The organism is Amycolatopsis ruanii, from assembly GCF_003385175.1.
Taxonomy (GTDB): Bacteria; Actinomycetota; Actinomycetes; order Mycobacteriales; family Pseudonocardiaceae; genus Amycolatopsis_E; species Amycolatopsis_E thermalba.
Window position 1 is genome coordinate 21,940 of record NZ_PQHY01000041.1, and the last position, 22,363, is coordinate 44,302.

Consider the following 22,363-nt stretch of genomic DNA (forward strand, 5'->3'; position numbering starts at 1 on the left):
AACGCCGTTCGCCGCCGCGGGGAACGGGTTTCAGACCTTGGTGATCTCCGCGATGAACCCGTCCACGTCGACCAGGGCGCTCTCCGCGCCGAGCGGGACGAGCGCGTGGGTGGAGGCGATGAAGCGGGCCGCGCCCTCGCGGCTGAGCTCGACGACGGCGTACCCGTCCGGCGATTCCAGCTCGATGAGCAGCTGGTCCGGACCGGTCGGCAGGTCGGGCCGGATCCGCACGTCGCCCTCGCCCGCCGGTTCGCTGATCCCGGCGACGAGGAGGTCCCGCGCGAAGCACCACTCGACCCAGCGGCCGCGGTCGGCCCGGAAAGCGAGGGTGATGGCGTAGGGATCGGCGGTGGTGTAGCTCCACCGCGAGAAGACCGGGATGTCGTAGCCGTCCAGGCTGACGAACTGGTGCTCCTCGACCGTTTCCGCGTGCACGATGGCCTCCTGTCCTCCCGCGGCTCTTCGCCAATAGGACGGATCCGGGGGGCCGTCGTTACGCGGTTTCGCGGAGGAATTTCACGACCCACCCGCTGGAGTGACGGCGGCGGGCGGGACGATGGACCGATGCAGCACGACGACGACCCCACGGCGGAGACCGGCCCGATCCGCCGGATCCCCGGGCCGCCTGCTGCCGACCCCCGCCGCGCGCGACGGGCGCGGCGCTACGCCGAGACCGGCGACTCCCCCGCCCGGCCCGCGGGTGGCGACGCCCTGGGTGGCCGGCCCGCCGCGGGGGCTTCCTCCGCGGAGCACCGAGCGGACGGGCGTCACGGCACCGGAAGTGGCAGCTCCGCACGTGCTGGTGGCGGCGCCCCGGGCACCGGCCGGCGATCGCGCGCGACTGCCGCCGAAGCGGACTCGCGTCGCACTGGCCGCCGGAACCCTGACGAGCGCACGGCGCGCCCGCCCCGGAGCCCTGCCGGATCGGACGAGGCCGCCGGGCCCTCCGAGGCGAGCCTTCCGCGCGCGGCGCATCGTGCGAGCGGAGCCGGCCGCCCGCGACGGGGGCGCGCCGAAAGCACCGGCCACCGGGCGCGCCGCTCCGAAGACACCCCGCCCCGCGCCGCCGCGCCACCCACCGGGCACGGGCACGGCCACGGCCACTCCCCCGCACCGCCGGCCTCCCGGCGCGTCAAGCTCCTCCTCATCTGGCTGCTGGCCCCCATCGCGCTCGCCACCGTCGCCGGCCTGCTGCTGCTCTACCCCTGGGGCCAGGCCGAACCGGACTCGGCGATCTCGCAGGGCACCCCCGTCCACGGCACCATCAGCACCGCCACCTCCGGCCCCTGCCTGGCCGCCGGTCAGGTGCAGGTCGGCGACCAGCCGGACGCCAAGCCCTGCCTCACCGCCACCATCACCCTCACCGACGGGCCGGGCAGCGGGCGCACCGTCGAGCTGACCGTGCCCATCGAGCCGAGCACCCCGCGCTTCAGCGCCGGCGACGACGTCGTCCTGGCCTACAACGGCGGCGATGCGGCCGATCCCGGCTCCTACCAGCTGGTCGACTTCCAGCGCGGCCTCCCGCTCGCCGTGCTCGCCGCGCTGTTCGCGATCGGCGTGGTCGTCCTCGGGCGCTGGCACGGCCTGGCCGCGCTCGGCGCGCTGGTGCTCAGTTTCGTCGTGCTGGTGGCGTTCGTGCTGCCCGCGATCCTGGCCGGGGAGAACCCGCTGCTCGTCGCGATCGTCGGCGCCGGGCTCATCATGTTCATCGCCCTGTACCTGACCCACGGCCTGTCCGCCCGCACCTCCGTCGCCGTGCTGGGCACGCTGGTCAGCCTGGCCCTGATCGGCGCGCTGTCGGCGACCTTCTCCGCGGCCGCGTCCCTGACCGGGCTGGACGACAGCACCTCGACGCTCATCGCCTCCCTCGGCCACGGCATCGACGCGCGCGGCCTGCTGCTGGCCGCCATCCTGATCGGCGCGCTCGGCGTGCTCGACGACGTCACCGTCACCCAGACCAGCGCCGTGTGGGAGCTGCGCCGCGCCAACCCGTCGCTGACCTGGCGCGAGCTGTACTCCGCGGGGCTGCGGATCGGCCGCGACCACGTCGGCTCGGCGGTGAACACGCTGGTCATGGCCTACGCCGGCGCCGCGCTGCCGGTGATGCTGTACTCGTCGATCTCCGGCGTCGGGCTCGGCGCGATCCTCGGCTCGCAGGACGTCGCGCAGGAGATCGTGCGGACCCTGGCCGGCAGCGTCGGCATCGTCGCGGCCGTGCCGGTGACCACCGTGCTGGCCGCGATGATCGCCAGCCGCGAACCCGTCAGCCCCACCAGGCACAGCAGCGATCACTAGCCCCAGGCGAGCACCCCGCGCTGGTCAGGCCCCTCGCCATGGGGTACGAAGGCCGGGCACACGGTTCCCGTCCGGCGGGGAGGGGTCTTGGTCGTTCACGCATTGCCGCGGCGCCTGACGAACGCCGCCGTCCGCACGCTCACGAGCCTGCCGCGCATCGCGACCGCGCTCACCGAACTGCGTGACGCGGCCAAGCACCTGGAACGGCTGGCGACCTTCGCCGCGGAGGAGCTGCCGGAGATCGTCTACCAGCTGGAGGGCATCCGCGAGCAGCTGACCGCGATCGAGAACCGGCTCGGCGGCCGCGACGGCGAGGTCAGCCCAGCCGCGCCACGAACCGGCTCACGGCCTCCATCGTGAACCGCTGCGCGATCTTGCCCGGCGGCGCAGCGGACGCCAGCTGGTAGAGGGGCCGGTCCGGCACACCCGCGCCGCGCGCCTCGGCCCGCAGCTGCGCGACCAGCAGCTCGGCGAAGACCAGCCCGTTGGCCTCGATGTTGTTCGCCACCGCGTCGGCCAGCCGCCGCAGGGTGAGGATGGGCAGCTCGCGCCCGCCGGTCCCGGCGTAGACGGCGAGGTCGATCTTGACGACCTGGCCGCGCTGCCCGGAGTTGAACAGCAGGCTGACCGTGCGCGCCCCGCGGACGTCGGTGACCAGCAGGTCGATCCGCCGCGCCTGAGCCAGGTCCACGCGGCGGGTGCGGAAGGTGCGCACCAGCACCGCGGTGCCCTCCAGCCACAGCTTGCGCCGCACGTTCCACACCACCACGTACAGCAGCGGCAACCCCACCACCGCCGCGGTGACCAGGCCCGGGACCTGCCCGCCGATCAGTCCCGCGATGCCGCCGAACGCCGCGGCCATGATCAGCACCCCGGCCAGACCGGAGAGCAGCCGGCGCCGGGCCAGCCCCGGATCCTCCTGGTGCAGCGGCAGCCGCCGCGGTTCGGCCGGCTTCTTCGGCTCGGTCACTTCTTCCCCCATCACGGCATCGGGACGACGCTGCGCGCCCCGCTCAGGAACGGATTGCCGGCCCGCTCACGGCCGATCGTCGTGGCCGGGCCGTGCCCGGGCAGCACCACCGTGTCATCGGGCAGCGGCAGCAGCACGTCACGCAGGGACTCCCCCAGCCGCCGCTGGTCGCCGCGGCCGACCGAGCCCGCGAAGAGCGTGTCGCCGGTCAGCGCGAGGCGGCCGCCCTCGGGCGTGGTCACGCGGAACACCACCGAGCCGTCGGTGTGGCCGGGCACCAGGTCGACGTCGATCACCAGGCCCGCCAGTTCCAGCGGCGCGCCGGTCAGGTCGCGCACGTCCGCGGGCAAGCCGTCGTGCAGGCCGCGGTCGGCCGGGTGGATCCACATCGGAACGTCGTGGGCCGCAGTCAGCACCGGAGCGCCTCCGACGTGGTCGGGGTGGCCGTGGGTGGCCAGCACCGCCGCCGGGGTCAGCCGGTGCTCGGCGAGCGCCTCGGCGACGCGGCCGGCCGAGTCCTCGCCCGGGTCGACGACCACGCGCCCGGCGCCCGGGCCGGGCGCGAGCAGGTAGCAGTTGGCCCGCAGCGCGCCTGCCGGGAACCCGACGACGAGCACGAAAATCCACCTCCGCGTCCGCGCGTCCACCCGTGCCCGGGATGTCCGGCACCCACCCTAACCGGGGCTGTACAGGGTCCTCACAGGCTGTGCCCATAGACTGCCGCCACCCGATCGGTGACGTCGAGTGGATTCTGGAGGGCAGGTGGCGACCAACCAGCAGCGCCGTGAGGCCGCGAAGCGCAAGCTCGAGCGGCAGATGGCCCGCCGGGCGGAGCAGGCGAAACGCCGCAAGATCGTCGGCGTCGGCGCGACCGTCGGCGCGGTGGTCGTGGTCGCCGGGCTGGTGGTGTTCTTCGCGACCCGCGGCAGTGACGGCGGTGACGCCGCCGCCTCCCCGACGACGGCCCCGTCCTCCGGACTGAACATCCCGACGCAGCGCGCCGCGGTGCCGCAGCGGCCGACGCCGCTGCCGAACCCGGTGCAGTGCGAGTACCCGGCCACGCCGGGCGAGTCCGCGGCCAAGCCGAACAACCCGCCGCAGGGCAAGGACATCCCGTCGACCGGCACGGTGAACGTCACCCTGAAGACCACCGCCGGGGACATCCCGCTGACGCTGGACCGCGCGCTCGCGCCGTGCACCGTGAACAGCTTCCTGAGCCTGGCGCAGCAGGGGTACTACACCGACACGTCGTGCGCGCGGCTGGGCACCGACGCGAGCCTGATGATGCTGCAGTGCGGTGACCCGAGCGGCACCGGCAGCGGCGGCCCGGGCTACTCGTTCGCCGACGAGACCTTCCCCGAGCTGACCTACGGCCGCGGCCTGCTGGCGATGGCCAACGCGGGCCCGAACACCAACGGCAGCCAGTTCTTCATGGTGTACGGCCCGGCGGAGCTGAGCCCGGATTACACCGTGTTCGGCTCGATCTCCGACGCCGGCCTGGAGGTGCTCGACAAGGTGGCCCGCGCCGGCCACGACGGCAGCTTCGACCCGAGCCCGGGCGGCGGCAAGCCGAACACGGAGGTCAAGTTCACCGCGGTGACGATCGGCTGATCCTCGTCCCGGCAGCGGCCTGGAGTCCAGTGTGGACCCCAGGCCGCTGCCGCGTTCAGGAGGCCGTGAACTTCGGCTGGCGGCGGCCCAGGAAGGCCGCCACGCCCTCGGCGTAGTCCTCGCCGTGGATGGCCGCGGAGCGGATCTCCTCGACCTCGCCGTCGCTTTCGGACTGTCCGTCGAGGATCTTGCCGATGATCCGGTTCATGCCGCGGATCGAGGCCTGCGAACGGGAACACAGGGTGGTGACGAAGTCCGACACCCCGGCGTCGAGGTCGGCGAACGTGTCGTTGACGAGGCCGATCTCGCGGGCGCGGGCGGCGTCGATCAGCCGGCCGGACAGCAGGAAGTAGCGCGCGTGGGCGGGCCCGATCAGCGACACCAGCTGGCGCGTGGAGCGGAAGTCGTAGACGATGCCGAGTTTCGCCGGGGTGATCCCGAAGCGCGCCCCGTCCTCGGCGAAGCGGAAGTCGCAGGCGACGGAGATCTGGCAGCCGCCGCCGATGCAGTTGCCGCGGATCTTCGCCACGGTCGGCTTGGTCATGCCGGCCAGCGCGGTCACCGCGCCCTCGACGACCTCGTCGTAGGCGGCGGCGCCGTCCGCGGTGGAGCGCAGGCTGCCGAATTCGGAGATGTCCGCGCCCGCGGAGAAGTCCGGCCCGGCGCCGGTCAGCACGAGCACCTTGAGCGCCGCCCCGGCCTCGACCGCGGCGACGGCGTCCGGGATCGCCGCCCACATGTCGTGCGTGATCGCGTTCTTCTTCTCCGGCCGCGCGAAGGTCAGCGTGGCCACTTCCCCGTCGCGCGCGAACTCCAGCCCTGGTGCCATACCGGCACCCTAACCGCCGGGGTCAGGAGGCGGACGTGACGCGGTACACGTCGTAGACGCCCTCGACGCCGCGGACCACCTTCAGCACGTGGCCCAGGTGCTTCGGGTCGCCCATCTCGAAGGTGAACCGGCTGACCGCCACCCGGTCCCGCGAGGTCTGCACCGACGCGGACAGGATGTTGACCTTCTCGTCGGCCAGCACCTTCGTCACGTCGGACAGCAGCCGGTGCCGGTCCAGCGCCTCGACCTGGATGGACACCAGGAACACCGAGTTCGCCGACGGCGCCCACTCCACCTCGACCAGCCGCTCCGGCTGGGCGCGCAGGTCCTCGGCGTTCGTGCAGTCCGTGCGGTGCACGCTGACGCCGCCGCCGCGGGTGACGAACCCGAGGATCTCGTCGCCGGGCACCGGGGTGCAGCAGCGCGCCAGCTTGGTCCACACGTCGGTGGCGTCCTTGACGACGACACCCACGTCGTTGGCCGCGCGGCGGCGGGTGACCGTGGACGGCGTGGACCGGGCCGCGAGCTCGTCCTCGGCCTCCTCCACGCCACCGATCAGCGCCACCAGCCGCTGCACGACGTGCTTGGCGCTGACGTGGCCCTCGCCGACCGCGGCGTAGAGCGAGCTGATGTCCGGGTGGTGCAGCTCGGCCGCCAGCGCGCCCATCGCCTCCGCCGACACCAGGCGCTGCAACGGGAGGCCGACCTTGCGGACCTCCTTGGTGATCGCGTCCTTGCCGGCGTCGATGGCCTCGTCGCGGCGTTCCTTGGCGAACCACTGGCGGATCTTGGCGCGCGCCTTGGGTGATTTGGCGAAGGTCAGCCAGTCGCGGCTGGGCCCGGAGTTCTCCGCCTTGGAGGTGAAGATCTCGACGACGTCGCCGTTTTCCAGCTTGCGTTCCAGCGCCACCAGCCGGCCGTTGACGCGGGCGCCGATGCAGCGGTGCCCGACCTCGGTGTGCACGGCGTAGGCGAAGTCCACCGGCGTGCCGCCGACGGGCAGGGTGACGACGTCGCCCTTGGGCGTGAACACGAAGATCTCGCGGGCGGCCAGCTCGTAGCGCAGCGAGTCGAGGAACTCGCCGGGGTCGGCGGCCTCCCGCTGCCAGTCCAGCAGCTGCCGCATCCACGCCATCTCGTCGATGTCGACGGCGGTGCCGTGATGGGTGCCCTTGGTCTCCTTGTACCGCCAGTGCGCCGCGATGCCGTACTCGGCCGTGTGGTGCATCTCGTAGGTGCGGATCTGCACCTCGAGCGGCTTGCCGTCCGGCCCGATCACCGTGGTGTGCAGCGACTGGTACACGCCGAACCGCGGCTGGGCGATGTAGTCCTTGAACCGGCCGGGCATCGGCTGCCACAGCGCGTGCACGACGCCCATCGCCGCGTAGCAGTCGCGCACGTCCTCGACCAGGATCCGCACGCCCACCAGGTCGTGGATGTCGTCCAGGTCGCGGCCGCGGACGATCATCTTCTGGTGGATGGAGTAGTAGTGCTTGGGCCTGCCCTCGACCTTCGCGGTGATGCGGGAGCCGCCCAGGGCGCCGGTCAGCTCGTCGATCACCTTGCGCAGGTAGATGTCCCGCGAGGGCGCGCGGTCGGCGACCAGCCGGACGATCTCGTCGTACTTCTTGGGCTGCAGGATCGCGAACGCGAGGTCCTCCAGCTCCCACTTGACCGTGGCCATGCCCAGCCGGTGCGCCAGCGGGGCCAGCACCTCCAGGGTCTCCTTGGCCTTGCGGACCTGCTTCTCCGGCGGCAGGAACCGCATGGTGCGCATGTTGTGCAGCCGGTCGGCGAGCTTGATGACCAGCACGCGCGGGTCGCGGGCCATCGCGATGACCATCTTGCGGATGGTCTCGGCCTCGGCCGCGGTGCCCAGCTTGACCTTGTCCAGCTTGGTGACGCCGTCGACGAGCTGCGCGACCTTCTCGCCGAAGTCGGCGGTCAGCTGCTCCACCGAGTAGCCGGTGTCCTCGACCGTGTCGTGCAGCAGCGCCGCGACCAGCGTGGTGGTGTCCATGCCCAGCTCGGCCAGGATGGTCGCCACCGCGAGCGGGTGCGTGATGTACGGGTCGCCGGACTTGCGCCGCTGGTGACGGTGCAGCTCCTCCGCGACGTCGTAGGCGCGCTGCAGGAGGCTCAGGTCCGCGTTCGGGTGCAGGTCGCGGTGGATCGCGGCGAGCGGTTCCAGGACCTGCTTGACCGGGGCGGCCCGCTGGGCGGTGATCCGCCGCGCGAGCCGGGCGCGGACACGCCGGGTGGCGGACGGTGCCCTGGTGACGCCCTGCGGCTGCGTGCCGCGGTTGTCGGGGGTCTCCCGGGCGGGCGCCGGGCTTTCGAGCTCCTGGCTCAAGCCCACCTCCTGCTGATCGCGCGGCCTGTAGACCACCAAGCGTAACCCCGGCGGGCCACCTCGTTGTTCCCAGCCGCGCCGACCGCCGCGCTCGCGCGCCGAACGGTCAGGTGACCAGGAGCGAGCTGACCTTCCGGCCGGCCAGCGCCGACCGCCCGTCGAGGGCGGCCAGCTCCATCACCACGGACACGCCGGTGACCGTCGCGCCCGCCTTCTCCAGCAGCTCACAGGCCGCGGCGACGGTGCCGCCGGTGGCGAGCACGTCATCGACCACCACGGCCCGCTGCCCCGGCCGCACCACGCCGGAGGGCAGCTCCAGCGACGCCGTGCCGTACTCCAGGGCGTAGTCCACCCGCCCCGCGACGCTGGGCAGCTTGCCGGGCTTGCGCACCAGCACGACGCCCATCGCGCGGGCGTAGCCGACGGCCGCGGCGAGCAGGAACCCGCGTGCCTCGACCGCGGCCAGCACGTCGGTGCCCGGGTCGACCGTGGCCGCCAGCGCGTCGATCACCGCCGCGAACCCGTCCGCGTCGGCGAACAGCGGCGACAGGTCCCGGAACAGCACGCCCGGCTCCGGGAAGTCCGGGACCTCGGCGATCAGGCCGAGCGCACGCTCCAGGTCCACGTCAGCGCTTCCGCTTGCCCGAGGGCCGCCCGCGCCGCGGCTGCGCCTTCGGGGTGCGCGCCGGGACGCTCGCCGCGGCCGCGTACGCCTTCTCCTTGCGCAGCTCGGCGCCCAGCGCCTCGTCGTCGCTGGCGTCGAAGTCCTCGTCGCGCTCGGCGGCCTTGCGCGCCTGGCTCGCCCGGCGCGCGCGGACCCGGTCGGCCTGCTGCTTGTACTTCGGGTCGCGCATCTTGAAGTCGACCAGCAGCGGGGTCGCCAGGAACAGCGACGACAGCACACCGGCGAGCATGCCGCTCAGCTGCACCAGCGCGAGGTCCTGCAGCGTGCCGGAGCCGAGCAGGACGTAGCCGACGACCAGCAGGCCCAGCACCGGCAGCAGCGCGATGACCGAGGTGTTGATCGAGCGCATCAGCGTCTGGTTCAGCGCCAGGTTCGCGGTCTCGGCGTAGGTGCGGCGGGTCAGGCCGAGGATGCCGCGGGTGTTCTCCTTGACCTTGTCGAACACCACCACGGTGTCGTAGAGCGAGAACCCGAGGATCGTCAGCAGGCCGATCACCGTCGCCGGCGTGACCTCGAACCCGACGAGCGAGTAGATGCCCGCGGTGACGAGGATGTCGTGCACCAGCGCGATGAGCGCGGTGACCGCCATCCAGCGTTCGAAGTAGACCGCGAGGAACACGGTCACCAGCACCATGAACACGGCGAGCGCGATCAGCGCCTGCTGGGAGATCTCCTGGCCCCAGGACGCGCTCACCGCGCTGTCGCTGATGGCCTGCACGCTGGGCTGGCCGTTGCTGCCGATCGGCTTGAGCTGGTCGAACAGGGTCTGCTTGACCTTGGCGACCTGGTCGGCGTCCAGGGTGTCGGACCGCAGCTCGACGGTGGCCGCGTCGCCGACGCCGACCGTCTGCGCCGAGTCGGCCTGCTCGCCGAGCGCGTCGGCGAACGCCTGCTTGGCGGCGTCGGCGGTGATCGGGCCGTTCGCGCCGCGCGCGGGCATCTGGATCTGGGTGCCGCCCTCGAACTCGATGCCGAGGTTGAAGCCCTTGATGCCGATCGAGGCGATGCAGACCAGCATCAGGACGGCGAAGAACAGGTACCAGCGCTTGCGCTTGCCGACGATGTCGAAGGCGCCGGTGCCGACGTAGAGGCGGTGGAACACGCTCTCCTTACCGGCCTTCTTCGTGGCCGGCGCGGCGTCGGTGCTCGGGGTGTTCGGCTCGTCTGCCACGTCAGGACTCCTTCGCGCCCGCGCCGGCGGGCACCTTGCGCGCGGACCGGCGCTGCGCGGCCAGCGTCTGCACGCCGCCGAGGCCGGTGAGCTTCGGCTGGGACAGGAACTTCGACTTCGACGCCAGCACGACCAGCGGGTGCGTCACGAGGAACACCACGATCAGGTCGAGCACGGTCGACATGCCCAGGGTGAAGGCGAAGCCCTGGACGTCGCCGACCGCGATGGCGTAGAGCACCGCGGACGCGAGGAACATGACCGCGTCCGAGGCGAGGATCGTGCGCCGGGCGCGCACCCAGCCGCGGGGCACCGCCGAGCGGAAGCTGCGCCCGCCCTCGCGGATCTCGTCCTTGAGCCGTTCGAAGAACACCACGAACGAGTCCGCGGTGACACCGATGGCGATGATGAACCCGGCGACCCCGGCGAGGTCGAGGGTGAAGTTGATCCAGCGCCCGAGCAGGACCAGGACCGCGTAGACGATCAGGCCGGACAGCGCCAGCGAGACGACCGTGAGCACCCCGAGCAGCCGGTAGTAGACCAGGCAGTAGACGAACACCAGCGCCAGGCCGATGCCGCCGGCGATCAGGCCCGCCTTGAGCGAGGCCAGGCCGAGTGTGGCCGACACGGTGGTGGCGTCGGAGGAAGTGAACGACAGCGGCAGCGAGCCGTACTTCAGGATGTCCGCGAGGTCCTTGGTCTGGGCCTGGGTGAAGTTGCCGCTGATCTGGGTGTTGCCGTCCAGGATCGCGCTCTGGATCGTCGGCGCCGACACGACCTGCGTGTCGAGCACGAACGCGGCGCGCTGGCCGATGTTCTTGGTGGTGAAGTCGGCCCAGGTCTGGCGGCCCTCGGACTTGAACGACAGGTCGACCGTCCAGCCGGGCTTGTTCTGCGCCGGCGCCGAGGACATCGCGTTGTCGATCTCGGTGCCCTTCAGGAACACCGGGCCGAGCAGGTACTTCTCGGTGCCGGTCTGGTCGCAGGCGAGCAGCGGCAGGTTCGGGTCGTCGTTGCCGCGCAGCGGGTCCTGCGTGGAGCAGGTGAACGCGGCCAGCGCCTGCGCGGCCGCGGGGCCGGCGGCGAGCGTGTCGCCGCTGCCGGTCACCAGGTCAGCGGCCTGGCGGGCGGCCTTGGCCTGCTGGATCGCGGCCGGATCGTCGCCCTGGCCCGGGGGCGGCACGACCGGCGGGGTGGTCACGGTCTGCGCGTCGAGCACCTTGCGGAAGCCGAGCTGGGCGGTCTGGCCGAGCTTCTTGGCCTGGTCACCCTGCTCGCCGGGCACGGTGATGACGATGTTGCTGCCGTCGAGGATCACCTCGGTGCCGCTGACGCCGATCCCGTTCACGCGGGTCTCGATGATCTGGCGGGCCTGGTTGAGGGACTCGCGCGAGGGCGCCGAGCCGTCCGGGGTGCGGGCGCTCAGCGTCACCCGTGTGCCGCCCTGCAGGTCGATGCCCAGCTTCGGCGTGGGCTTACCGCCGCCGGTGAAGAACACCAGGGCGTAGAGCACGACCACGATCAGGACGAAGAAGCCGAGATAGCGTCCCGGGCGGATCCGCCCGGCCGGTGGTGCCACGGTGGTCGTTCTCCTCGACGGTCAGCTACGCGGGAACTCGTGCCGCCTACGCGGCGGTACGCAGACACTACTCGCCGCGTTGTGAACGCGGCGTTGACCCCGGCGCCACCGTCGGACGCCGGGGTGCTGCCCTCGCCGGGCTACTTCTTCTCGCTCTCCAGCGAGGGAGCAGCGGTCTTCTCGTCGGCCTGGACCTTGGGCGCCACCGTGGTGTCCGAGGTGTCGGCGACCTCGGCGGTCTCGACGACGTCGGCCTCGTCGGTCTCGATCTCGTCGGCCACCTCGGGCGCGACCTTCTCGCGCACCGCCTGGCGCAGCCACGTCGTCACGACACCGGGCGCGATCTCGATGTCGATCGTGGTGTCGTTGCTGGTGTCGGCCACCGTGCCGTAGAGGCCGGAGGTCGTCATCACCCGGTCGCCCTCGGACAGGCTGCTCTGCAGCTTCTGCTGCTCCTGCACGGCACGCTTCTGCTTCCGGGTGCCCATCACCAGCGGGATCGCCACGACGAGCATGAGCAGCAACGGCAGGAAAAGCTGTTCCATGATTCTCCATTCGGTGTCACGGCCCCCGGCCGTCGCACCTATTTGTCCGGATGTGCTCTTTCGAGTGTGCCAGGCGCCACTGACCAGGCCTGCACCCGGTTAGTCGAACAGGGTAGGCCCTGCCTGGTCCGGGCGCGGCGGTGGGCGCAGACCCAGGTGTTCCCAGGCACTCGCCGTCGCGACCCGGCCACGCGGGGTGCGCGCGAGCATACCCGCGCGCACCAGGTAGGGCTCGCAGACTTCCTCGACCGTCGCCGGTTCCTCACCCACCGCGACGGCCAGCGTGGAGACCCCGACCGGCCCGCCGCCGAAGGAGTGCACCAGCGCCTCGAGCACGGCGCGGTCGAGCCGGTCCAGGCCCAGCTCGTCGACGTCGTAGACGGCCAGCGCGGCGCGGGCGACGGCCAGGGTGACCCGGCCGTCCTCGCGCACCTCGGCGTAGTCGCGGACGCGGCGCAGCAGCCGGTTGGCGATGCGGGGCGTGCCGCGGGAGCGGCGGGCGATCTCCGCGCTGCCCTCGGCGTCGATCTCGATGTCCAGGATCTTCGCCGAGCGCCGGATCACCTGGTCGAGCTCGTGGTCGGCGTAGAACTCCATCTGCCCGGTGAAGCCGAACCGGTCGCGCAGCGGGCCGGTCAGCGCACCGGAGCGGGTGGTGGCGCCGACCAGGGTGAACGGGGCGATCTCCAGCGGGATGCTGGTGGCGCCCGGGCCCTTGCCGACCACCACGTCGACCCGGAAGTCCTCCATCGCCAGGTAGAGCATCTCCTCGGCGGGGCGGGCGATGCGGTGGATCTCGTCGATGAACAGCACGTCGCCCTCGGCGAGGTTGGACAGCATCGCGGCGAGGTCGCCGGCGCGTTCCAGGGCCGGGCCGGAGGTGATGCGGATGGCGGCGTCCAGCTCGGCCGCGACGATCATCGCCAGGCTCGTCTTGCCCAGGCCGGGCGGGCCGGACAGCAGCACGTGGTCCGGCGGGACGCCGCGCCGCCGGGCGCTCTCCAGCACCAGTTCCAGCTGCTCGCGCACCCGGGGCTGGCCGATGAACTCGCTCAGCCGGCTCGGGCGCAGCGTCGTCTCCATCTCGCGCTCGCCCAGCTGGGGCAGCGCGGAGAGGGTCTCGTCCGCCGGGTGCTCGGTCACCTCGTCATCGTGCACGCGTCAGCAGCCTCACTTGCGCCCGAGGGTGCTCAGGGCGGCGCGGAGCACGGCCGGGGTGGTGTCGGCCCCGCCCGCGGCCAGCACCTTCTCCACGGCCTGCTCGGCCTGCCTGGCGGGGAACCCGAGCCCGGTGAGGGCCTCGACGACCTCGGCGCGCACGGCGCCGGCGGCCGGGGCCGCGGTGGTCTCGGCGCTCCCGCCGGCCGCGGCGACCTTGTCCCGCAGTTCGAGGGTGAGCCGCTCGGCGCCCTTGCGGCCGATGCCCGGGACCTGGGTGAGGACGGTGATGTTGCCTTCGGCCAGCGCGGTGCGCAGCTTGTCCGGGTCGAGCACGGCCAGCGCGGCCAGCGCCAGCCGCGGGCCGATGCCGGAGACGGTCTGCAGCAGGCCGAACAGCTCGCGGGCCTCGGCGTCGGCGAAGCCGAACAGGGTCAGCGAGTCCTCGCGCACCACCAGCGAGGTGTAGAGGCGGACCTCTTCGCCGCGCCGCAGCGTGGCCAGCGTCGACGGCGTGGCCTGCACCGCGAGGCCGACCCCGCCGACCTCCACCACGACGTGGTCGAGCCCGACCGAGAGCACCTCGCCCCGGACCGAGGAGATCATCCCCGCACTCCCTTCCCTGGTGTCCGCGCCTTCGTCCGGCGCGGAACCGCCGCCGACACGGTATTGGCCGCCTTCGCCGCCGCGGCGAGCCGGGCCTGGTGCGCGCGGGCGAATTCGGCCGCGCGGGCCTCGGCCTCGGCGAGGCGGTCGCGCATCGGCTGGCGCCACAGGTGGCAGATGGCCAGCGCGAGGGCGTCCGCGGCGTCGGCCGGGCGGGGCGCGCTCGCGAGCCCGAGCAGCCGGGTCACCATGCCGGTGACCTGCGCCTTGTCCGCGCGGCCGCTGCCGGTGACGGCGGCCTTGACCTCGCTGGGGGTGTGGAACACGACCGGCAGCCCGCGGCGGGCGGCGGCCAGCGCCACGACTCCCCCGGCCTGCGCGGTGCCCATCGCGGTGCGCACGTTGTGCTGGCTGAAGACGCGCTCGATGGCGACGGCCTCCGGGCGGTAGGTGTCCAGCCAGCGCTCGACGGCGTCGGAGACCGCGAGCAGGCGCCGTTCCAGGGTGTCGTCGACCGGGGTGCGGACGACGTCCACGGCCACGCAGCTGACGGTGCGGCCGGTGCCCCCGTCCACCACGCCGAGCCCGCACCGGGTCAGCCCGGGGTCCACGCCGAGCACTCGCACCGATCACCCTCCTGCCGCCGAACACGCGTTCGAGGTGAGGCTACCGCGCCGGGCGGCGCCGCCCCGGCAGGACGCGCCGGGGCGGATGATCGTCCATTAAGGACCGTCGACGCCCGGGGTCCAGCTCTCCGGCGCGCCGCTCTCGGTGAGCACCGGCTGCCAGCCGGCGAAGCCCTCGGGCGCGCCCGCGCTCCACGGCCAGTGCCCGTCCGGGGTGGCGACGATGATCTGCACCGCCGGGAAGTCGCCGTCCGGGTAGACCAGGAACGCGCTGCCGAAGTACTCGAGGTAGTGGCCCTTGGCGACGCGCTCGAAGGTGACCGGCACGCCCTCGAAGAAGTCGTCGTAGACCTTGCCCGGCACGAACTCCTCGCCGTTGGCGGCGCGGTCGACGTAGGCGTCGAGCAGGACCGGCGCCATCTGCTCGGGCAGCCCGACGACGACGGCCTCGGGGACCTCGTGCAGCGCCCACACGCACGCCGTGAACGCGTACCCGGCCCCGGAATCGTCGCCCGCCACGGAGATCACCGCGTTGCCGCGGGTTTCGGCCTGGTTGACGATCCACTCGAGGAGCTCGGATTCTTCGGGCGCGAGGGTCTCGGTCACGGGCGGCATTCTGCCGTACGCGGGTGGCGGCGGCACAGCCCCCGGTGGTGGAAAATTCTTCTTGCACGACAAGGCCCTCCGGTGCGGCTGCGCCGGAGGGCCTTGGGACGCGCGGGTGTTATGCGCCGACTTCTTCGAGCACCTCGTCGGAGACATCGAAGTTGGCGTAGACGTTCTGGACGTCGTCGCAGTCCTCGAGCGCGTCGATCAGCCGGAAGACCTTCTTGGCGCCCTCGGCGTCGAGCGGGACGCTCACCGACGGCAGGAACGTCGGGTCGGCCGACTCGTAGTCGTAGCCGGCGTCCTGCAGCGCCTTGCGGACGTTGACCAGGTCGGTGGCCTCGGAGACGATCTCGAAGTTGTCGCCGAGGTCGTTGACCTCCTCGGCGCCCGCGTCGAGGACGGCCATCAGGACGTCGTCCTCGGACAGGTCGTTCTTGGGCATGATCACCACGCCCTTGCGGTTGAACAGGTACGACACCGAGCCCGGGTCGGCCAGCGAGCCGCCGTTGCGGGTCAGCGCGGTGCGGGCCTCGCCGGCCGCGCGGTTGCGGTTGTCGGTCAGGCACTCGATCAGCACGGCGACGCCGTTGGGGCCGTAGCCCTCGTAGTTGATCGTCTGCCAGTCCGCGCCGCCCGCTTCCTCACCGGCGCCGCGCTTGCGGGCGCGCTCGATGTTGTCCTGCGGGACCGAGTTCTTCTTCGCCTTCTGGATGGCGTCGTAGAGGGTGGGGTTGCCCTCGGGGTCGCCCCCGCCGGTCCGCGCGGCGACCTCGATGTTCTTGATGAGTCTCGCGAACAGCTTGCCACGCTTGGCGTCGAGGGCGGCCTTCTTGTGCTTCGTGGTGGCCCACTTGGAGTGGCCGCTCATCTCTCCTCCGTCTCGCTCGTCGTCGCCGCGTCCCGCACCATCTGCACGAACAGGCGATGGACCCGATCGTCCCCGGTCAGCTCCGGGTGGAAGGCCGTGGCGAGCACCGGCCCCTGCCGGACCGCGACGATCCTAGCGCCGGTCGTTTCGGTCGCGGGCACCGTGGCCAGGACCTCGACCCCGTCGCCGGCTTTTTCCACCCAGGGGGCGCGGATGAAGACCGCGTGCAGGGGGCCGCCCGGGAGGGCGTCGAAGGCCAGGTCCTCCTCGAAGGAGTCGACCTGGCGGCCGAAGGCGTTGCGCCGGACGATGACGTCGAGCGCGCCGAGCTGGTGCTGGTCGGGGCGGCCGTCCAGGGCCTGCTTCGCGAGCAGGATCATGCCCGCGCACGAGCCGAAGGCGGGCATTCCGGCGGCGAGCCGCTCCCGGAGCGGGCCGAGCAGCTCGAAGGTCTCGAGCAGGCGCGACATGGTGGTGGACTCCCCGCCGGGCAGGACGAGCCCGTCGACGGCCGCGAGCTCGGACGCCCGCCGGACGGTGACGGCGCGCCCGCCGGCGCGCTCGACCATGGCGGCGTGCTCCCGGACGTCCCCCTGGAGCGCGAGCACGCCGATCTGCGGTACCGCGGACACCTGACCTCCTGAAACGCTTCGTGATTACTGTATTCCGCCGCGGGCCTCGCCGGGTGGGCGAGGGCCCCTCGGTGGGTTTCGTTCCGCGGGCGGCCGCCCCGGCGTGCTACCTCGCGGCGGGTCCAGTCGCGGGTTTGACGAGAGGCCCACTCACCCCGCCACGAGATGCCCAGCCGCACGATCGCCAGCCGCACGATCGCCAGCCGCGCCCGCACGAACGGCACTCTCGCGCCCACACGAGTGGCACCCTCGCACCCGCACGAACGGCCCCCTCACGCGCGCACGAGTGGCACTCTCACACCCACACGAGCGGCTCACTCGCGCCGACACCTGCGGGACTCCCGCACCCGCACGAGCCGCCCAGTCACGCCCACACGAGCGGCCCAGCCACCCCCACACGAGCTGCACTCCCACACCCAGACGACCCGCACTCGCGCGCGCCCGCACGAGAAGCACCACTCGCGCCCGGGCGAAAAGCACACTCGTGCCTGCACGACTGGCACAGTCGCCGCCGCACGAGATGCCCAGTGGCTCGCCGCCGAGCGAAAGGACCAGTCACGAGCCCACGACAGACCTTCTCGCTCGCCACGACACGCCCACTCGCGCAGGCGCCACTCGCACCCACACGACAGGCACTCTCGCGCACCAAGAGCTGCCCACTCACAGCCGCACGAGTGGCACTCTCACACCCGCCCAAGTGGCACTCTCGTGCTCACACGAGAAGCACCACTCGCGCCCGGGCGAAGAGGCCAGTCGTGCGCGCACGACTGGCACGGTCGTCGCCGCACGAGGTGTCCACCGGCTCGCCGCCGAGCGAGAGGGCCAGTCATGAGGCCACGAGGGGTCCACTCGTGAGTGCACCCCCGCCTGACGCACCCGCCAGGCGAACCCACCCGCCAAACGAACGGACCCACCAAGCGAAGGCGCCTGCCAAGCGAGCACCCCACCAAGCGAAGGCGCCCACCAAGCGAACGCACCCACCAAGCGGAGCATCCGCCAAGCGGAGGCACCCACCAAGCGGAGGCACCCACCAAGCGGAGGCACCCACCAAGCGGAGGCACCCGCCGAGCGAGCACCCCCGCCTCGCCGAGCGCGCCTACCAACCGCGGCCGGCGAGGCGGTGCGGTTCCGGCACCTCGTCCACGTTGATGCCCACCATCGCCTCCCCGAGGCCACGCGACACCTTCGCGATCACGTCCGGGTCGTCGTGGAACGTGGTGGCCTTCACGATCGCCTCGGCGCGCTTCGCCGGGTCGCCCGACTTGAAGATCCCCGATCCGACGAACACGCCCTCGGCGCCGAGCTGCATCATCATCGCCGCGTCGGCCGGGGTCGCGATTCCGCCGGCGGTGAACAGCACGACCGGCAGCTTGCCCTTCTCCGCGACCTCGCGCACCAGTTCGTACGGCGCCTGCATCTCCTTGGCGGCCACGTACAGCTCGTCCTCGGGCAGCGACGTCAGCCGCCGGATCTCGGCGCGGATCTTGCGCATGTGGGTGGTCGCGTTCGACACGTCGCCGGTGCCGGCCTCGCCCTTGGAGCGGATCATCGCGGCGCCCTCGTTGATGCGGCGCAGCGCCTCGCCCAGGTTCGTCGCCCCGCACACGAACGGCACGGTGAACGCCCACTTGTCGATGTGGTTCGCGTAGTCGGCCGGGGTGAGCACCTCGGACTCGTCGATGTAGTCCACCCCGAGCGACTGCAGCACCTGCGCCTCGACGAAGTGGCCGATGCGCGCCTTGGCCATCACCGGGATGGACACCGTGCCGATGATGCCCTCGATGAGGTCCGGGTCGCTCATCCGCGCGACCCCGCCCTGCGCGCGGATGTCGGCGGGCACCCGCTCCAGCGCCATCACGGCCACCGCGCCGGCATCCTCGGCGATCTTCGCCTGCTCGGGGGTGACGACGTCCATGATCACGCCGCCCTTGAGCATCTCGGCCATCCCACGCTTGACACGCGCGGTGCCCCGCCCGGGCGCGGCGGAACTGCTGGACTGAACTTCGGACACGACAGGACGCCTTTCACGAAAACACGAAGGGGTTCGACGTCCAGTTTAGGTTCTGGTGGACCGCTCCCCCAGGCCAGTTCGCCGCGATCTCAGCAGTCCACTTTTCGCCCCGCAGGCGCAACCTGACCCCGCGGGCTTGCCGGACCATGCTCCCCGGGTGTGTGATCGAGGACACACCTGTAGACAGCGTCGCCCCCGGGGAGCCCGCCATGGCCGACAAGCAAACCCGCACCGCCGACACCGGAGCCGCGGTCGCTGTGGACGACCCGGTCAAGGTCCGCAACGTGGTCCTGGTGGGTCCCTCGGGATCCGGCAAGACCACCCTCACCGAGGCCCTGCTCGCGGTGTCCGGCACCGTGACCAGGGCCGGTTCCGTTGTGGAGGGGACCACGGTCTGCGACCACGACCCGGCGGCCGTGCGTCAGCAGCGTTCGGTCGGGCTGTCGGTGGCGCCGGTGATGCACGCCGGCCACAAGATCAACCTGATCGACACCCCGGGGTACGCCGACTTCGTGGGCGAGCTGCGCGCCGGGCTGCGCGCCGCCGACGCCGCCCTGTTCGTGGTGTGCTCGGCCGAGGGCGTCGACCCGGCGACGGTGGCCATCTGGGAGGAGTGCGCCGCCGTGGGCATGCCCCGCGCCGTGATCGTCTCGCGCCTGGACCACCACCGCGCCGACCCCGAGGGCGAGATCGCCGCGTGCCAGGACGCGTTCGGCGCCGGCGTGCTGCCGCTGTACCTGCCGGCGAGCGGGCCGGAGCCGGGCCTGGTCGGGCTGATCACCCGTCGCCGCTACGACTACTCGCAGGGCTTCCCGCCGCGGCTGACCGATCCCTCGCCCGAGGACCTGGAGCGGCTGACCGAGGCACGCAACGAGCTGATCGAGGGCATCATCGCCGAGAGCGAGGACGAGACCCTCATGGACCGCTACCTCGCCGGCGAGGAGATCAGCGAGGACACCCTGATCGCGGACCTGGAGACGGCCGTCGCCCGCGGGTCGTTCCACCCGGTCATCCCGGTGTGCGCGACCACCGGCGTGGGCCTGGCCCAGGTGCTCGACGGCATCGTGCGCGCGTTCCCGTCACCGCTGGAGCACAAGCTGCCGCCGGTCACCACGCCCGACGGCGCGCCGCACCCGGAGCTGAACACCGATCCCGACGGGCCGCTGGCCGCCGAGGTGGTGCGCACCGCGGTGGACTCCTACGTCGGGCGCGTGTCGCTCGTCCGGGTGTTCTCCGGGACGCTGCGGCCCGAGCGGCCGGTGCACGTGTCCGGGCACGGCCTGGCCGAGCGCGGCCACGAGGACCACGACACCGACGAGCGCGTGGCGCACCTGTACTCGCCGCTGGGTGCGAACCTGCGCGAGGTGCCCTACTGCGTGGCCGGCGACCTGTGCGCGCTGACCAAGGTCGGCTCGGCCGAGACCGGGGACACCGTCTCCTCCCCCGACCACCCGCTGCTGATGCGCCCGTGGCCGATGCCCGAGCCGCTGCTGCCGGTGGCCGTGGTCGCCCGCAACCGCAGCGACGAGGACGCCCTGGCGCGCAACCTGTCCCGGCTCGTGGCCGGCGACCCGACGCTGCGGCTGGAGCGCAACGCCGAGACGTCGCAGCTGGTCCTGTGGTGCATGGGCGAGGCGCACGCGGACGTCGTGTTGTCGCGGCTGCGGGCCGGTGGGGCCGAAGTGGACACCGAGCCGGTCAAGACGAGCCTGCGCGAGACGTTCGCCGGCCCGGCGAAGGGGCACGGGCGGCACGTGAAGCAGTCCGGCGGGCACGGCCAGTACGCGGTGTGCGACATCGAGGTCGAGCCGCTGCCGCGTGGCGCCGGGTTCGAGTTCGTGGACCGGATCGTCGGCGGGGCGATCCCGCACCAGTTCATCCCGAGCGTGGAGAAGGGGGTGCGGGCGCAGCTGCAGCGCGGGCTGGTGGCCGGCTACCCGGTGGTCGACGTGCGCGTGACGCTCGTCGACGGCAAGGCGCACAGCGTGGACTCCTCGGACGCGGCGTTCCAGACCGCGGGCGCGCTGGCGCTGAAGGAGGCCGCCGCGAACGGGCGGGTCGTGCTGCTCGAACCGCTGGACGAGGTCGACGTGCGGGTGCCCGACGAGTACCTGGGCGCGGTGCTGGGCGACCTGTCCTCGCGGCGGGGCCGGGTGCTGGGCACCGAGTCGGTCGGTGGTGGGCGGAGCGTCATCCGCGCCGAGGTGCCGGCGACCGAGTTGCTGCGGTACACCACGGAGTTGCGTTCGCTGAGCTCCGGCACGGCGACGTTCACCCGGCGGCACACGCGGTACGACCCGCTGCCGGAGAACCTGGCCGCCGCGTACGCCTGAAATTCACCAGCGCGGGCGGCGGTGTGTTGCCTATTCTCACGGGATGACCGGACAGTACTCGCGCTACCGCGAGGATGCGGAGGTGCTGGCGGCGATCGGCACGGCGATCGGGGAGCACCGGATCACCGTCCGGCTGCCGCGCGCGCTCGCGGAGGCCGCCGTGGCCGCGTGGCAGCGCGACGAGACCGAGCCAGTGGGGGCGGAGACGCCGGAGCAGTGGGCGCTGCGCGACCTCGCGGCCGAGCTGGCGCTGATCGGGCTCGCGGTGACGGAGCGGGGCCGGGCGGACGGCGAGTTCGTGACGGTGGATCTGGACGTGGGCAGCGCCGGAGCCGCGGCGCGGGCGGCACTGCGCTGAGCCGAGTTCCGCGCTCGCGGCCGCGTGCGGAACCCGCGCCGCGGAGCGGGCAGTTCGCGCCCGCGAACGGGGAACTCGCGGCCACGAAGGTGGGACTCGCGGTCACGAAGGTGGGACTCGCGCAAGGTCGCTCGGCCGCGCGAGTCCCGCGCTCAGCCGCGCGAGTTCCACATTCAGGCACGCGAGTCCCGCGCTCAGCCGCGCGAGTTCCACATTCAGGCACGCGAGTCCCGCGCTCAGCCGCGCGAGTTCCACATTCAGGCACGCGAGTCCCGCGCTCAGCCGCGCGAGTTCCACATTCAGGAGCGCGAGTCCTGCGCTCGCCGCGTGAGTTCCACATTCAGGAGCGCGAGTTCCGCACTCGCCGCGGGAGTTTTGGCTCTGGCGCGTGAGTTCCGGGGTCGCGGGTGGGATCGATCTTCGCCACGCAAGGCGCGGCCGGGCGCGCAAGGCACGCCGTCGGGCGCGCGAGGCGCGCCGTCGCCTCCGGGGGTGCCGCGCGGATTGCTGGCGGGCGTGAGTCGCGCCGGCCGGCGCGCGCGGCCCGCGCGAACTTCCCGGCCGCGCGCCCCGCGGCGGGCGCGGGGTCGTCGGGGGGGGGCGCGGGGCCCCGGCCGGTCAGCGGGTGAAGAAGCCGCCGGGACGGTTGTTGCGGTCCGCGATCAGGCCGGCCAGTGTCGCGATCGCGATTTCGGCTGGGTGGCGTGAGCCGATGTCCAGGCCGATCGGACGGTGCACCCGGGCGATGTCGGCCTCCGGCACGCCCAGCGAGCGCAGCGCCGCCACGTGCGGGCCCTCGTGCCGCGGGTTGCCCATCACCCCGGCCCAGCGCACCGGCCGCGCCAGCACGTCCCGCAGCGCGGCACCCAGCTCGGGCCGGTGGTGGTCGGTCACCACGACGTCGGTGTCCTCGTCCAGATCCGGCAACTCGGCCGTCGCGCCCGGAACCGCTCGCGACGGGTCCGGGTCGTACAGCACCGTCCGGTATCCGAGGTCCTCGCCGTAGCGCAGCAGGAACTCCGCGACCGGTGAGGCGAACACGGCAACCAGCGTCCGCGTCTGCGCCGGCGAACCCTTCGCGCCGTGCGCCACCGCGCACGCCGGATCTTCCGCAGCCATGCCCCGAT

Annotated in this window: 22 protein-coding genes; 5 read left to right on the top strand and 17 right to left on the bottom strand. The window is 72.6% G+C overall.

The genetic code is table 11. The annotated features are described in order from the left end of the window. Nucleotides 1-30 precede the first annotated feature (30 nt). Complete coding sequence (locus D0D28_RS21410) at nucleotides 31-435, bottom strand: SsgA family sporulation/cell division regulator (RefSeq protein ID WP_094008384.1); 405 nt, start codon at nucleotides 433-435, stop codon at nucleotides 31-33. A gap of 129 nt (nucleotides 436-564) precedes the next feature. On the opposite strand from D0D28_RS21410, the gene D0D28_RS21415 reads away from it, so the two are divergent. Then, on the top strand, nucleotides 565-2,295 hold the full coding sequence (locus D0D28_RS21415) for a YibE/F family protein (RefSeq protein WP_240323293.1): 1,731 nt from the start codon (nucleotides 565-567) through the stop codon (nucleotides 2,293-2,295). Between the two features lie 87 nt (nucleotides 2,296-2,382). Beyond that, the gene (locus D0D28_RS21420) at nucleotides 2,383-2,655 is read left to right on the top strand and encodes a hypothetical protein (RefSeq protein ID WP_094008385.1); all 273 of its coding nucleotides are present in this window, start codon (nucleotides 2,383-2,385) and stop codon (nucleotides 2,653-2,655) included. Here the strand turns inward: D0D28_RS21420 and D0D28_RS21425 are convergent. Together D0D28_RS21425 and D0D28_RS21430 are read right to left on the bottom strand one after the other, a co-directional pair. Then, entirely contained in the window at nucleotides 2,612-3,265 is a 654-nt protein-coding gene (locus tag D0D28_RS21425; RefSeq protein ID WP_094008410.1) for a hypothetical protein, read from the bottom strand. The genes D0D28_RS21420 and D0D28_RS21425 overlap by 44 nt on opposite strands. 11 nt (nucleotides 3,266-3,276) lie before the next feature. Next, the gene (locus tag D0D28_RS21430; RefSeq protein WP_116111760.1) at nucleotides 3,277-3,882 is read right to left on the bottom strand and encodes an MBL fold metallo-hydrolase; all 606 of its coding nucleotides are present in this window, start codon (nucleotides 3,880-3,882) and stop codon (nucleotides 3,277-3,279) included. A gap of 145 nt (nucleotides 3,883-4,027) precedes the next feature. Between D0D28_RS21430 and D0D28_RS21435 the strand changes: the two genes are divergently transcribed. Then, entirely contained in the window at nucleotides 4,028-4,876 is an 849-nt protein-coding gene (locus D0D28_RS21435) for a peptidylprolyl isomerase (protein ID WP_094008387.1), read from the top strand. Nucleotides 4,877-4,931: 55 nt separating this feature from the next. On the opposite strand, the gene D0D28_RS21440 is transcribed toward D0D28_RS21435, so the two are convergent. The 13 genes from D0D28_RS21440 to pdxS form a co-directional block, all read right to left on the bottom strand. After that, a complete protein-coding gene (locus tag D0D28_RS21440; RefSeq protein ID WP_116111762.1) occupies nucleotides 4,932-5,705 on the bottom strand; it encodes an enoyl-CoA hydratase-related protein in 774 nt (257 codons plus the stop codon). A 22-nt stretch (nucleotides 5,706-5,727) separates the two neighbouring features. Further along, nucleotides 5,728-8,058: a RelA/SpoT family protein gene (locus D0D28_RS21445; RefSeq protein ID WP_094008411.1), complete on the bottom strand. Its 2,331-nt coding sequence runs from the start codon at nucleotides 8,056-8,058 to the stop codon at nucleotides 5,728-5,730. 106 nt (nucleotides 8,059-8,164) lie between these two features. After that, nucleotides 8,165-8,683, bottom strand: coding sequence for an adenine phosphoribosyltransferase (locus D0D28_RS21450; RefSeq protein ID WP_116111765.1), 519 nt, complete (start codon nucleotides 8,681-8,683; stop codon nucleotides 8,165-8,167). A gap of 1 nt (nucleotide 8,684) precedes the next feature. Beyond that, the gene (secF, locus tag D0D28_RS21455; protein ID WP_116111768.1) at nucleotides 8,685-9,914 is read right to left on the bottom strand and encodes a protein translocase subunit SecF; all 1,230 of its coding nucleotides are present in this window, start codon (nucleotides 9,912-9,914) and stop codon (nucleotides 8,685-8,687) included. A 1-nt stretch (nucleotide 9,915) separates the two neighbouring features. After that, on the bottom strand, nucleotides 9,916-11,490 hold the full coding sequence (gene secD, locus D0D28_RS21460; RefSeq protein ID WP_094008391.1) for a protein translocase subunit SecD: 1,575 nt from the start codon (nucleotides 11,488-11,490) through the stop codon (nucleotides 9,916-9,918). Between the two features lie 140 nt (nucleotides 11,491-11,630). Continuing rightward, nucleotides 11,631-12,035 carry a preprotein translocase subunit YajC gene (gene yajC, locus D0D28_RS21465; protein ID WP_094008392.1) on the bottom strand — a complete coding sequence of 135 codons (405 nt, stop codon included), beginning with the start codon at nucleotides 12,033-12,035 and terminating at the stop codon, nucleotides 11,631-11,633. A gap of 99 nt (nucleotides 12,036-12,134) precedes the next feature. Beyond that, nucleotides 12,135-13,118: a Holliday junction branch migration DNA helicase RuvB gene (gene ruvB, locus D0D28_RS21470; RefSeq protein ID WP_233157495.1), complete on the bottom strand. Its 984-nt coding sequence runs from the start codon at nucleotides 13,116-13,118 to the stop codon at nucleotides 12,135-12,137. Nucleotides 13,119-13,205: 87 nt separating this feature from the next. Further along, complete coding sequence (ruvA, locus tag D0D28_RS21475) at nucleotides 13,206-13,799, bottom strand: Holliday junction branch migration protein RuvA (RefSeq protein WP_116111770.1); 594 nt, start codon at nucleotides 13,797-13,799, stop codon at nucleotides 13,206-13,208. Further along, nucleotides 13,796-14,425: a crossover junction endodeoxyribonuclease RuvC gene (gene ruvC, locus D0D28_RS21480; RefSeq protein WP_116111773.1), complete on the bottom strand. Its 630-nt coding sequence runs from the start codon at nucleotides 14,423-14,425 to the stop codon at nucleotides 13,796-13,798. The genes ruvA and ruvC overlap by 4 nt, the downstream gene beginning before the upstream one ends. Nucleotides 14,426-14,521: 96 nt before the next feature. Further along, nucleotides 14,522-15,040, bottom strand: coding sequence for a DUF4262 domain-containing protein (locus D0D28_RS21485; protein ID WP_094008395.1), 519 nt, complete (start codon nucleotides 15,038-15,040; stop codon nucleotides 14,522-14,524). A gap of 109 nt (nucleotides 15,041-15,149) precedes the next feature. Beyond that, nucleotides 15,150-15,902 (bottom strand): YebC/PmpR family DNA-binding transcriptional regulator, encoded by a 753-nt coding sequence (locus D0D28_RS21490; RefSeq protein WP_116111775.1) that lies wholly within the window; start codon nucleotides 15,900-15,902, stop codon nucleotides 15,150-15,152. Then, nucleotides 15,899-16,534, bottom strand: coding sequence for a pyridoxal 5'-phosphate synthase glutaminase subunit PdxT (gene pdxT / locus D0D28_RS21495; RefSeq protein ID WP_116111777.1), 636 nt, complete (start codon nucleotides 16,532-16,534; stop codon nucleotides 15,899-15,901). The genes D0D28_RS21490 and pdxT overlap by 4 nt, the downstream gene beginning before the upstream one ends. Before the next feature lie 1,096 nt (nucleotides 16,535-17,630). Then, the gene (gene pdxS, locus D0D28_RS21500; protein ID WP_116111780.1) at nucleotides 17,631-18,545 is read right to left on the bottom strand and encodes a pyridoxal 5'-phosphate synthase lyase subunit PdxS; all 915 of its coding nucleotides are present in this window, start codon (nucleotides 18,543-18,545) and stop codon (nucleotides 17,631-17,633) included. Between the two features lie 209 nt (nucleotides 18,546-18,754). Here pdxS and D0D28_RS21505 point away from each other — a divergent pair, with 209 nt between their 5' ends. Beyond that, the gene (locus D0D28_RS21505) at nucleotides 18,755-20,878 is read left to right on the top strand and encodes an elongation factor G-like protein EF-G2 (RefSeq protein ID WP_116111783.1); all 2,124 of its coding nucleotides are present in this window, start codon (nucleotides 18,755-18,757) and stop codon (nucleotides 20,876-20,878) included. Between the two features lie 43 nt (nucleotides 20,879-20,921). After that, nucleotides 20,922-21,236: a hypothetical protein gene (locus D0D28_RS21510; RefSeq protein ID WP_094007139.1), complete on the top strand. Its 315-nt coding sequence runs from the start codon at nucleotides 20,922-20,924 to the stop codon at nucleotides 21,234-21,236. 618 nt (nucleotides 21,237-21,854) lie between these two features. Here D0D28_RS21510 and D0D28_RS21515 read toward each other — a convergent pair. After that, nucleotides 21,855-22,355, bottom strand: coding sequence for an XdhC family protein (locus D0D28_RS21515; RefSeq protein ID WP_094007137.1), 501 nt, complete (start codon nucleotides 22,353-22,355; stop codon nucleotides 21,855-21,857). Nucleotides 22,356-22,363 lie beyond the last annotated feature (8 nt).

What these genes read in the sequence shown, in the direction of transcription:
- D0D28_RS21490 (WP_116111775.1), bottom strand. Translation starts at nt 15,902, where the DNA reads ATGAGCGGCCACTCCAAGTGGGCCACCACGAAGCACAAGAAGGCCGCC.
- ruvA (WP_116111770.1), bottom strand. Translation starts at nt 13,799, where the DNA reads ATGATCTCCTCGGTCCGGGGCGAGGTGCTCTCGGTCGGGCTCGACCAC.
- D0D28_RS21415 (WP_240323293.1), top strand. Translation starts at nt 565, where the DNA reads ATGCAGCACGACGACGACCCCACGGCGGAGACCGGCCCGATCCGCCGG.
- D0D28_RS21505 (WP_116111783.1), top strand. Translation starts at nt 18,755, where the DNA reads ATGGCCGACAAGCAAACCCGCACCGCCGACACCGGAGCCGCGGTCGCT.
- D0D28_RS21510 (WP_094007139.1), top strand. Translation starts at nt 20,922, where the DNA reads ATGACCGGACAGTACTCGCGCTACCGCGAGGATGCGGAGGTGCTGGCG.
- D0D28_RS21515 (WP_094007137.1), bottom strand. Translation starts at nt 22,355, where the DNA reads ATGGCTGCGGAAGATCCGGCGTGCGCGGTGGCGCACGGCGCGAAGGGT.
- D0D28_RS21485 (WP_094008395.1), bottom strand. Translation starts at nt 15,040, where the DNA reads ATGCCGCCCGTGACCGAGACCCTCGCGCCCGAAGAATCCGAGCTCCTC.
- yajC (WP_094008392.1), bottom strand. Translation starts at nt 12,035, where the DNA reads ATGGAACAGCTTTTCCTGCCGTTGCTGCTCATGCTCGTCGTGGCGATC.
- ruvB (WP_233157495.1), bottom strand. Translation starts at nt 13,118, where the DNA reads ATGGAGACGACGCTGCGCCCGAGCCGGCTGAGCGAGTTCATCGGCCAG.
- D0D28_RS21440 (WP_116111762.1), bottom strand. Translation starts at nt 5,705, where the DNA reads ATGGCACCAGGGCTGGAGTTCGCGCGCGACGGGGAAGTGGCCACGCTG.